This is a genomic window from Sphingobacterium sp. UBA3519 (genome assembly GCF_002377215.1).
In the GTDB taxonomy this organism is placed as follows: Bacteria; Bacteroidota; Bacteroidia; order Sphingobacteriales; family Sphingobacteriaceae; genus Sphingobacterium; species Sphingobacterium multivorum.
Window position 1 is genome coordinate 1 of sequence record NZ_DFPI01000035.1, and the last position, 12592, is coordinate 12592.

General features: G+C 40.5%; 7 protein-coding genes. 6 read left to right on the forward strand and 1 reads right to left on the reverse strand.

Annotated elements, in window-relative coordinates; genetic code table 11:
- Nucleotides 1-1593 precede the first annotated feature (1593 nt).
- The 6 genes from B3297_RS21915 (at nucleotide 1594) to B3297_RS21940 (ending at nucleotide 11662) form a co-directional block, all read left to right on the forward strand.
- Nucleotides 1594-2778: a Pycsar system effector family protein gene (locus B3297_RS21915; RefSeq protein ID WP_231585238.1), complete on the forward strand. Its 1185-nt coding sequence runs from the start codon at nucleotides 1594-1596 to the stop codon at nucleotides 2776-2778.
- A gap of 161 nt (nucleotides 2779-2939) precedes the next feature.
- Nucleotides 2940-4961, forward strand: a complete 2022-nt coding sequence (ppk1, locus tag B3297_RS21920; RefSeq protein WP_286779512.1) for a polyphosphate kinase 1 — start codon at nucleotides 2940-2942, stop codon at nucleotides 4959-4961.
- A 120-nt stretch (nucleotides 4962-5081) separates the two neighbouring features.
- Nucleotides 5082-5978 (forward strand): hypothetical protein, encoded by an 897-nt coding sequence (locus tag B3297_RS21925; protein WP_236560327.1) that lies wholly within the window; start codon nucleotides 5082-5084, stop codon nucleotides 5976-5978.
- Between the two features lie 2 nt (nucleotides 5979-5980).
- On the forward strand, nucleotides 5981-8581 hold the full coding sequence (locus B3297_RS21930; RefSeq protein ID WP_286779513.1) for a hypothetical protein: 2601 nt from the start codon (nucleotides 5981-5983) through the stop codon (nucleotides 8579-8581).
- Nucleotides 8582-8593: 12 nt separating this feature from the next.
- Complete coding sequence (locus B3297_RS21935; protein ID WP_286779514.1) at nucleotides 8594-10954, forward strand: GAF domain-containing protein; 2361 nt, start codon at nucleotides 8594-8596, stop codon at nucleotides 10952-10954.
- Nucleotides 10955-11050: 96 nt separating this feature from the next.
- Nucleotides 11051-11662, forward strand: a complete 612-nt coding sequence (locus tag B3297_RS21940) for a trimeric intracellular cation channel family protein (protein ID WP_070562817.1) — start codon at nucleotides 11051-11053, stop codon at nucleotides 11660-11662.
- Nucleotides 11663-11784: 122 nt separating this feature from the next.
- Here the strand turns inward: B3297_RS21940 and def are convergent, their stop codons facing one another.
- Nucleotides 11785-12366, reverse strand: coding sequence for a peptide deformylase (gene def, locus B3297_RS21945; RefSeq protein ID WP_070562814.1), 582 nt, complete (start codon nucleotides 12364-12366; stop codon nucleotides 11785-11787).
- Nucleotides 12367-12592: the final 226 nt, after the last annotated feature.

Consider the following 12592-nt stretch of genomic DNA (forward strand, 5'->3'; position numbering starts at 1 on the left):
GATTCTTTTTGTAAAACAGGTGATCGGAAGGCTGGGAAGGCCGGATCCGGCACAGAATAGGGACGGGAACCGGGACTCGATACAGGCTCCGCAGCGGAAACATGGATGAACATTGTATTGCTCGATCTGCTTAAGCTCGGGATCACTTTGGTAGCCCGCTCGGCTCAACGCTCAATCGAAGACGATGCGCATAGGCGCAGCCTATAAACGGGTGGATATTGATAAGACCGGAAAATTGTCCCATCGGAAAGATCACAGCGGAAAGACACCGCAATGCAGGATATAACAGGGGATAGGCGGATATCGGTAGGTCGGAAAAATGGCAGAACACAGGGCTCCGGAATACCTTCATTTGCAGTTATACTTTCCTGCCTGTTTACTTAGGGTTAGTTTAGGGTTTAGTTAGGTTTAGTTTAGGTATAGTATAGGTTATAGCTAAGCAAACCCTAACTTATTACTAAGCTAACGGTAAACAAAAGCTAAACTAAGAAATAAAGCATCCTTAACTCTCCCTTATCTAGGGAAAGGTGGTTCCGCTTGGGGACAACGCTCCGGCTGCTGACAAAGGTCTGCGGAAACCTCCGACTGCCCTCCCAGCCTCCTTCGTACCATGGTCGGGGCTGGTTTAGCCCCTGAACGTCCTGCGTCCGTGGTGAGGCCGTGTTGTCTCCGACTCTAAGCCCGCACTCACCCCGCTGCCAGCACGGACAAATGACGCTCCGAACGCCACCATGTCCCCCGGATGCCCCTAAAAAAGGACAATACCAGACTGAACCGTAGCCGAACAGCTCCGTAGCAACGCAGCAAACACGAAAACAACTCGGAAAAACATACTATCAAAGGCGCAAAAAGAATTTGGGAGCAGAGCAGCGTAGGGGAATGCCCCAATTTAACGATGGAGCGGAGCAACCCTTGCTATCTTATCTCCCTTGGTTTAAGGCAACACATAAGCTGTGTTTATTTATCAGTGATACACCGTGAATACGTGCTAAACCCGAGGTGAGTCTGCGTTGAGTCCGAGTCAGGCACGCAGTAAGCCCTGTCACGCTATGCTCCCCCCTTTAGCTGTCCTTAGAGTGGCTTTCGGGGCGGAATGAAAACTGGATAAACCCTGAATAATGACTAAAAAGCGCTATATGCTCGGAGTAACACAGCATAAAAAGGGCTAAAAAAGCATTTCACCCTACTAATTTCCCGCATCGGCCTCAACATAGGACTGAATCAGGATCCAGTTTAGAATCCAATTTCGAATTCTGGACGCCCTATTTTATCGTTTTTACCTATCGACGGTATTAATCTGAGACATGCTCAATGACCGCCTTAGTAAATGTTTGCTCGAGTACTTTACCTAGGTTTCCTTGATTAGCATTAGTCTGGGTACTCTTTTTTATTAAAAGCTAAATATTTCATCCGATTAGCGGTCTGTTTTAAGAACAATTCATCTACTTATATAACAGTCAATTTTACAACTACTGGAATAACGCTTTTTTCAGTAAATTTGATCTAGGTTAATAAATAACAAAAAAGAAGACCTTATTTTTAAGAAATTAAAGATATTAAATACTTTTATTGCAAATAAAACCATATTGGTCCATGATAGATTATGCTCAGCTTTTAAAACAGGTAGAAGAATATGCTGAAACTTATATTACAGAAAATATTTCAGTTTGCCATTGTTTTCACAATACGATACACACACGTTCTGTTGTACGTGCCGCGGAGGAGATTTCATCGTACTATAAACTAGGAGAGGAGGATCACTTTATTGTTATTAGTGCCGCCTACTTTCATGATCTCGGCTACGTAAAATCTGACAATGCTATTGGTCATGAAAAAAGAAGTGTCGAAATTGCTTTAAATTTCCTCCAGGACAAAGGCATACCGGAAGCCATACAGGAAAAAATCAAAGGTTGTATTTTAGCAACGAGAATGCCTCAGGATCCTACAAATCTGCTGGAGCAAATTCTCTGCGACGCAGACCTATTTCATTTTGGGAATGAGGATTTCGTCAACAGAAACAAACTGATGAAAGCCGAAGCTGAAGCAGTACTAGGGAAGGAGATCGATAAAGACGTATGGCGGGCCGGCACAATCAAACTACTAATGAGCCATCATTACCATACTGAATATGCGCAACAAAAGCTTAATGCCAAAAAGGAGATGAATCTAAAAGAACTGGAGAAAAAACAGGAGAAATCTATCTCAAAAAATAAAGAAAGTAAAAAGGAAGACAAAAAGGAAAAAGAGAAAGGCAGTAAGCCAGAACGTGGGATAGAAACAATGTTCCGGATTACGTCCTCAAACAATCAGCGACTAAGCGACATGGCAGACAATAAGGCCAACATCCTCTTAACGGTCAATTCTATTATCCTTTCTGTCGTGATTGCTGTCTTATTTCGGAAACTAGATGCCAACGAGCACCTGATTATCCCAACAATTATCTTAACTACAGCCGTGGTAGCAACCATGGTCATGGCCATACTGTCAACGATACCCAAAATTCCGTCGGGTAAATTCTCAAAGGAGGAAATCGAACAGAAATCAGTCAATCTTCTCTTTTTTGGAAATTTTTACAAAATGAAACTCGACGATTATAACGAGGGTATGCAGAAGGTAATGGTCGACTCGGAATTTCTATATGGCATGCTCACCAAGGATGTTTATTCGCAAGGTGTGGTATTAGGACGAAAATATAAGCTTCTACGATACGCCTATGGAATTTTTATGTTTGGACTTGTTATATCGGTTGTTTCTTTTGTCGCCGCAACCATATTTTAATGCAATACTATAAAAACAGTGAAATATTTCAGCATCATGTTTTCCAAACTTTCTTTTTTATTTAAAAAGATGCCGCCTTTAGATCAATCATTAGCTACCAATAGATAGCATCATTATTAATGTTGTTGTAAGCACGTTGCCATAACCATAAATTTATACGGATGAAGAAGAAAGATCTTTATATCAACAGAGACATCAGCTGGTTATCGTTCAATGACCGGGTACTTGACCAAGCCGCTCGTGAGGAGGTACCTTTACTGGAAAAACTACAGTTTCTCGCTATTTTCTCGTCCAATCTGGATGAATTTTATCGTGTTAGAATGCCTGTACTAATGGCTTGGAAAAAAATAATGAAGCAAAATCCGGGACAGCTCATTCCGAACATCGATATTGGCACATATAAAAAAGCGTCAAAAACCATCAACAAACAACAGGAAAAATTTGGCTTAATACTAGCTGATATTATCCAAGAATTAGCAAAAGAAAATATATCCTTTATCTACAACCAAGCTATTCCAGCAGAAATAAAAGACCTCGCAGCTCAATATTTCTTTAGTACAATTGCCTCCTACCTCCAAATTATACCAATTGATGATACTTCTTTTTTTCCGATCAACAATCAGCTCTACTTCGTCGTTACAGACGACAATACTGGAGTGGTATTCTTTCTAAATGTCCCTTCAAATCATATTGGCCGCTTTTTCACCTGTGAGATCAATGGGAATAAATATGTCGTACTCATCGATGATATTATCAAAGCATTTTTTCCTGAAGCCATAAGAAATACATCATTAAATTTCTATTCCTTTAAAATCACAAGGGATGCGGAATTAAATCTCCAAGATGAATTTGAGGGTGATATTGCCCAAAAAATTGAGACGGAAGTCAATAAACGTGATCTTGGCTATGCGACACGCTTTCTATTCCAGCCAAATCTGCCAAAACAGCTGATTGAAACATTGGCAACACTATTTGATCTGCGAAAAAGTAGCATTGTCGAAGGCGGAAACTATCACAATCTGAAAGATCTATTTTCATTTCCGATTAAAACAGCAGAACTTTCTTATCCAAAACAGCTGCAAATCAATAAGAATCAGAATTTCAGGGAATCTATCTTTGACCAAATAGACCGAGAGGATCTGTTGGTCTGCACGCCCTATGAATCGTTCGATCCCATACTACGTTTTTTTAATGAGGCCGCAATAGATCCAACCGTAGATGAGATTTACACGACCTTATACCGTATCGCCGGTGATTCGCATATTGCACAAGCGCTGGCTACCGCAGCAAAAAATGGGAAAAGAGTCAATGTATTTGTCGAATTGAAAGCGCGCTTTGATGAAGCGAATAATATACATTGGGCTCGATTAATGAAAGAACAGGGCGTCAAAATCACGTATAGCATCCCCAATTTAAAAGTACATGCCAAAATAGCGCTCGTCAAACGCAAAGAGGGTCGAGAAAGTGCTTTATTAGGCACAGGAAATCTAAATGAAAAAACGGCGAAGGTCTACACGGACTACTTCCTTATGACCTCAAATAAACTATTGACCAACGAATTAGACATGCTATTCGAGTTTTTACCAGCTCGGAGAAAACCCCATCATCCAAATGAGCTGTCTTTTAACCATCTATTAATTGCACAGTTCAATCTCAAACATACATTTTTATCCCTGATAGACAAGACCATCCAAGCAGCTAAAGACGGAGACAGCGCTACAATAAAAATTAAATTAAACAATCTGGAAGAAGAATCGTTAATCAATAAATTGTATGAGGCGAGCCGGGCAGGGGTAAAACTGCAATTATTGGTCAGAGGAATCTGTAGACTAAAACCACAAGTACCCGGATTGAGCGACAACATTGTCGTGAAACGGATTGTAGGACGATATTTAGAACATGGCAGAATATTTATTTTTCAATATCAAGCACAAACGAGCGCGTATCTGGGCTCTGCAGACTGGATGAACCGTAACATCTACCGACGTATAGAAACTTGCTTTCCATTGCTGAATCTAACATTAGCACATCAAATACAAGAGCTATTCGATATTCAGTTTGCAGACGACACCGAAGCAACTTTACTGGATGAACACGGACAAAATCAGGCAATAGAAACACAGCAGAAAAATGTTTCTCAGCAACAAATCCTTCATTATTTGAAAGGCAACATGAGACAATAGGGCTATTCAACAAGGCAGCTCATTACAACAAGAACAGCCTAAAAGCCCAACAATATAATCATTGAACGTAAGCTCATTCAGAAACCGGATGGCTTCCTCAATTTAAAATTTAATCATATAATGATGAAAAATCCCACGATATTGACAACTATGGCATTAGGTTTTGCTTCTGTTATTTTTCTCGCCTGCAATCCGAATAATACAACCAAGGAAAATAACAACAAGCTCGCTCATGTTCAAGCTGAAAAACAGCAACAAATACCCTATACATTATCTTCGGGCATAAAGATGAGTTTGCCCGACGAATTGTTAGAAATATCCGGAATAGCTTTTCTCGCGGGACAGGATGACGATATTTATGCCATTCAAGATGAGCAGGGCTTTCTTTATAAATTTAACAAACCGACACAAAAAGTTACGTTCAACCCTTTTGGAAAAGATGGCGACTATGAGGACATCTCGATAAGCAATACACATTTCTTTATTTTAAAGAGCAATGGTAGCATCTATTCCTTTCCCATTGCCGAAAAGGACGATATAAAAAACGTGGTCGAACAGAAAAATTTACTTCCAAAAGGAGAGTATGAAGGGCTTTTTGTTGACCGCGAAAGCAACCAGGCATACGTATTATGTAAAGAATGTAAGGTCGACAGAAAACAATCGCAAACCTCGGGTTATGTCTTTTCAATTGACGAGCGTGGTCAATTTCAGCCGAAGGGAGAATTTGCCATCCAGCTTGATGAACTTCATGCATTTGATGCTAAAATTAAGAAAACGTTCAAACCCTCGGCGTTAGCTAAAAAAGCAGACAGCAAGGAATGGTATATCTTATCTTCTGTAGACAAAGCTCTTGTTGTAACCGATGAGAATTTTCATGTGAAATCACTCTCTCCATTAGACCCGAAGATCTTCCCTCAACCTGAAGGCATTAACTTTGATTCAAAATTTAATCTTTACATCAGCAGCGAAGCCGGTAATCAGGATAAAGGGATCATTTATAAATTTGAACAAAAATAGGCATGCAAAAGGTAGTACCATTCTTTCTTATTTTTCTTGCTAGTCATGCTTATTCACAACAAAAGCATACACAGTCCCCTGCACATCAGGGCAAATCCTTTGCTCAAACCGTTATCAAGGACAGTTTAAGCATCGTTGCAAATGCAAAATATGGTAAAGCCAGTAAATTCAAGAAGTTCTTCCTTGGCGAAAATTACCGCAAAGAATGGGCCGCGGAAACCACCTTGCCTTTGCTTCAGCTTTCAACCTTGTTCGGGGGACTGCATCCTGTCAAACAGGGCGGCGGGATGCAATCGGTTTCCCTACGACTTACGGATTCAATCGGTCGGGAATGGGCACTACGTTCGGTCAATAAAAGGACTGAATCCCTCATACCTGAAGAGCTCCATGGGACCTTTGTACAGGATGTCTTAGACGATGCCACCAGCGCCCAGCATCCCTATTCCGCACTTATGATCCCTGCTTTGGCAAATGCCGTGAACGTCCCCCATGCCCATCCCATCATCGGCGTTGTTGCACAAGACAGCATATTGGGGGAATACGCACCGCTTTTTGAGCATACGGTGGCTTTACTAGAAGAACGCGAACCACTTGGTGATTCAGACAACAGCCCCAAAGCTGTCCGAAAACTACAGGAAGATAACGATGATAACTTTAAGGCTAAGGCATATCTGCGCGCAAGAATGCTGGATGTACTGGTAAGCGATTGGGATCGACACGAGGATCAATGGCGTTGGTATAATGAAAATCAGGATAGCACAGATCACGATAAAGACTACATTCCTATTCCCCGCGATCGGGATCAGGCGCTGCGTGTCACACAAGGTTTTCTGATGAAAGATATCTATCAGCAATTTGTCAACCCAGTCATGCAAGGTTTTACGACGGGTATTCCCAATATTCGCTATTCTTTATTTAAATCGCGTTTTTTAAATGCCCATCCGAGCAACCAGCTTTCTCACAAGGAATGGACCAAAGAGGTCAAGCAATTTGTAGCACGTCTCACAGATTCGGTATTATGGGAGTCGGTACGTAGCCTGCCACAGTCGTCCATTGCTATTCGTGGGGAACAAATTTTTAAAACACTTCAAAGCCGTCGTGATGCTCTACCCTCAGCGATGGAAGAGTATTATAATTTCATCAATAACATTGTCGATATTCACCTCAGCGACAAAAACGAAAAAGTAGAAATACAGAGCACGGAAAATAAAAACCTGAAAGTCAAAGTTTCGAAGATCAATAAAGATGGTAAGGTCACCAAAGCATTGATGTACAAAACCTATAAAAACCGCCTAACAAAAGAAATTCGTCTCTATTTAGGTGAGGGAAAAGACTCTGTTGTCATCGATAACGCAAATTCTCCGATTAAACTCCGAATTATTGGAGATAGCACGCCAAAGACTTATGTTATCAACGAAAGCAAATCGAAAATACAGCTTTACGAGAATACCAAAAACTCCACTTTACTGGGTGAGAAGAACAAAATAAAGCGTCATTATGCACAAGATAGTACCAACACGCAATTTGTTCCTGTAAACCTATATAACACCTGGCTTCCTCTGGTGACTGCGGGTTATAATGTTGATGACGGTTTTTCGCTCGGGCTGGGGGCTGCTTATACACATCAGCGTGGATTTAGAAAAAATCCTTTTACGTATAAGCAACAACTGACTGTAGCAACAGCCTTCCGGACCGGAGCTTATAAAATTCACTATAGAGGCGAATGGATAGCTGTTGTCGGAGATGCAGATCTTGTTGTCGATGCGCTAGCAAAAGCTCCTGACAACACTCAAAACTTCTTCGGTGTAGGTAATAACTCGCTCTTCTTAAAGGAACAGTATGGTGCAAAATATTACAGAAGCAGATTCAATATTTTCAATATCAATCCGCAGTTAAGATGGAAACCTTCATCTACATTAAGCTTTGCCGTAGGTCCGCATATCCAATTTTACCACTTAGATCCAATTGAGAATGAAGATCGATTTATTTTAAATCCCCAAGCTTTACATTCTTACGATAGTTTATCGATTACAAAAGACAAAGCTTTTGCAGGTATCAATGCCTTTTTAACGCAAGATTCCCGTAATCGAAAGATTAACCCAAGTAAAGGGCTATATATTGAAGCCGCTTTGAATTCTTATTTTGGACTCAATCCGTACTCAAAAAATTCAGCGCAGTTAAGTGCCGCAATAACCGGCTATTTCAGTGCATTCAATGAAGGCATTATATTCGCCAATAGAACGGGAGGGGGGATCGTTGTCGGGAACCCTACATTTTATCAATATCTATTTCTAGGCGGCCATGAAAATCTCAGAGGATTTCGCCAGTACCGATTTGCAGGGCAACAGATGCTTTACAATAACCTAGAGGCTCGTATCAAAGTAATTGATGTCAAAAGCTATGTTCTTCCAGGTGAATTCGGACTAATGGGTATGTATGATCTTGGAAAAGTGTGGGCAAAGGGCTATAACAGCGATAAGTTTCATCAAGGTGTGGGTGGTGGCATTTATTACATCGTCGCCAATGCGCTTCCTTTGCATTTTGTCATGACGAAATCCAATGAAGGCTGGTATCCCTATTTCAGCACAGGTTTCCGCTTTTAAAATTTTCGATCTATGGAGATAAAGAAAGTACAACTCACAACGGCGAAAACGGCCAATACGTATGATGGCAGGCTAGACTTTGAACCATTTTTCAAATACCTGGAGTCTTTTATTGAAAATGGCACTTCATCGGATGACATGATTCCTTTGTTTGCGCTGGAACGCATCAAAGAAATAGAGCATCTCAACGGTAAACTCTGCAAGCATAACCTCAATGCCTATAAAGATATTCTGCAATTGATTTATAGCCTCTCCGTATCGTTGCTTGACACTGCTCCAAAAAGATATTGGGCACTCACAACAGCCCTAGCAGAAGAAGCCTTCTATGGCACGGAAGCCTTTTTCGACCTAGCTAGTCATCAGCTTGTGGAGCAAGAAATTCAAGGGAAGATGCCTACCGGCAGCCTTCTTACTAATCAAGAAAAGCTCTTTTATACTCTCATCTTCGAACGGCTCTATGGCTTTTCTTCCAATGAGAACAGCAGTATTGTTTACCATCAACTCAATGATAAGGGGGAGATCGTCGATTATTACGATTTGGACATCGATTTCAAATTTGTGGAGATCAAGGCAAAAAAAACATTGCCTGCCCTTGATATAGGACGATTATCGGAAAATCCGAGTGATTCGCTTTTTGATTGGAACACCGTTATCAATACTGTTAAACTGGAAGATTTTGAATTATCGGGCTTTAGTATTGTAACCTTCAGAAAGACCAGTACGGAACATATTTTACGCCGTATTCAGTCCATTCTTTTGGACTTGCCGACATACAATTATCATCTCTTTTTAGCTGATTTAGAGAAAATCATTACACCGCTATTAAAAGGGGCTGATACCGTGTTTAGTTTATTTCCGTTATTCCAATTAAATGGGGTACCATTTTTCGATTATTCAATCAACAATAAGAGCGTCTTGATTGCCGAAGCGTATTCCGCAAATAAACCCTTCAAGATCAATCCTGAACTTGCGGGCTACCTAAAACATCCGCATGTGATCTTTTATACCAATAATGAAACGAATGGCCTCCGAAATACCACATCCATTTTTGACGAGCGGATTGGCCACTCGGGCGTAACGACCTATCTGTGTATTCCACTTATCCATAATCATTCCCTCTCAGGCATATTGGAAATATACAGCCGTGAACAAGATCAGCTCGACAATGAGACAATGCAAGCCTTAAGTTCTTTGGTCCCGCTTTTATCACAATTATCTCAGGATATTACGCTAGAATTTAAAAAACGTATCGACGATATCATCATCAACCGATTTACGACCATACAGCCTTCGGTTCAGTGGAAATTTAACCATATAGCGGCCCAGTATATCCAGGAACTGGAAAACGACAGCCCGGATGCACATATCAAAGCGGTTGTATTTGAAGAAGTCTATCCGCTCTATGGTGCTGTCGATGTCAAAGACTCTACGATCATAAGAAACGCCTCCATTCTGAAAGACTTTAGCTTCAAGGTCAAACAGCTCGCCATGCTTATTGATGAACTCTCTTTAGATGGAAAACACAAGTTGATCATGACTTTTTCAGCACGTGTTGATCAAATTACAGAATCTCTTGACCGTATTTCGTTTGATGAGTCTATGGTCAAGATTATTGAGTTTTTTAGAAAAGATGTACAGCCATTTTTAGAAGAAGCCAGAAAGCAATTTCCATCAAAAATAGCGGTGATTGAACATTACGCGAAGCATTTTTTCACCAATCGAGAAACCGGTGAATTTTATAGGAATGAATTTGAAACTTCTTTACGCCAGATCAATCAATTGATCGGTAAGGAACTAGACCATTTCAATAGCTTCATTCAGGGGAATTACCCATCGTATTTTCAAAAATTCAGGACAGACGGTATTGAATATGACATTTATATCGGCGAATCCATTACGCCACAACAGCCATTCAGCTACGAATTTATCAATGTATTTAGGCGTCAGCAAATTATTTCTATGGCAAGAATTGCGCTGAAAGCTTACCATGCGAAAAATATTCTGCCTTTGGCTTTAGAAACAACACAGTTGATTTTTATCAATCCACATAGCATTGATATCAGCTTCCGGGAAGATGAACGGAGGTTTGATGTCGAGGGATCACTCAATATCCGTTATGAAATAATCAAAAAAAGGATAGACAAAATTCGGATAAAGCGAACCAAAGAACGACTTACCCAGGTCAATAAAATTGCTATTGTCTATTTGTCGGATGAAATCCTGGAGGACCTCATGTTGAGTATAAAGGCAATCTACGACATGGGCATCATTGAGCATGCCATCGAACATTTAAAATTGGAGGATGTACAGGGAATCGCGGGTTTGAAAGCTATTCGCCTTTCGGTGAATCTAAACTATCAAGATTTCTCCTAAATTTGTCCAATAAAGGGAAGTTTATCCCCGTTGATATAGGCTAAATGGGACAATGTCAGATGGAGGATTTAACATATTGATTTAAAAAGGATTACCATGATTACTGATGCCAACTATTTTTATCTAAGCGATTTGCTTGGCACTTTATTTTTTGCAATATCGGGTACCCTGTCGGCAAAACGTAAAGATATTGATATTTTTGGGGCAGCCTTTTTAGGGTTTGTGACAGCCATTGGCGGTGGGTCGATGCGGGATGTATTTTTGAATCTACGCCCAGTATGGGTCAATGATAGCAATTATCTCATCGCTATTTTCCTCGGAATTTTAATTGCCATTATCTTCAATAAACAGTTGTATGGTTATTATCGTACGTTGACACTTTTTGATGCCATCGGAATTAGCTTTTTTACCATCCTTGGGGTACAAAAATCACTCAACTACGAAAGCAATACCTATGCTGCCATTATCTTTGGAATGTTCACCGCGGTATGTGGGGGGATGACACGCGATGTGCTACTCAACGAAACCCCACTAATCTTTAAAAAAGAAGTATATGCTACGGCCTGTTTAGGTGGAGGGCTCACATATATCTTGCTGGTGCACCTTGATCTCGACCTCTCCTGGGCGGCATTTATTGGGGCTGCTGTTGTCTTTTTAATACGAATGACAGCCGTTAAATATCGTTTGTATTTACCCCGCTTGGATTGAGGAAAGTCCCTCTTAGCACGTAAACTTTCTAGAACACGTCACACTGGATGACCGAATCCATATTAAAAATGGATTAAAAGACGGACTAGAAGGAAGCGACAAAGAAAAAGCGTTAGTATGAACTAACGCTTTTTCTTTTGCTGTGGGAATTTCATTTTATAACCAACACGAATATTTCCTTTCACGATAGCATCCAATCGACCTTTTAGCATCGTCTTCTTCAAGGCACTCAATTTGTCGGTAAATAGTTTACCTTCAATATGATCATATTCGTGCTGTACCACTCGGGCAGCCAAACCTGTTAAGTCTACTTCATGCTCTTCAAAGTTCTCATCTAAGTAATTGATGCGAATATTCCGGTGACGCAATACGTCCTCATTAATATCTGGGATACTTAGACAGCCTTCACCGAAAGCCCATTTTTCACCAGACTCCTCAACCATGATGGGATTGATGAAAACTTTTTTGAACGATTGGAGCATTTCTTTGTTTTCTTCATCATCTTCTGCGAAAGGAGTTGCATCGATAACGAACATACGTATAGGCAAACCTACCTGTGGAGCTGCCAAGCCAACACCATGCGCTGCATACATGGTATCGAACATATCATCAATCAATTTCTTTAAATCTGGATAGTCTTCATCTATTTCTTCAGCGACCTTTCTTAATACAGGATCGCCATACGCCACTATCGGAAGTTTCATATGTATTATAATTATTTATAAGTGCCGATACTCATTTCTACCTGAGCTCGTTACACGCTGTTTGCTTTTAAAGTCACTTGGCGCCTGTTGTAATTTTAGCACGTTTTTATTTTAGATCATGTCAGGCTAATTGCTCATCCTGAGTCATTGTACTTTTTTAACAAGGATACGCTGTCGCTCCATTATATTCTTGGGTACAAAGGTACGGATAATTATTAAAAGTGAA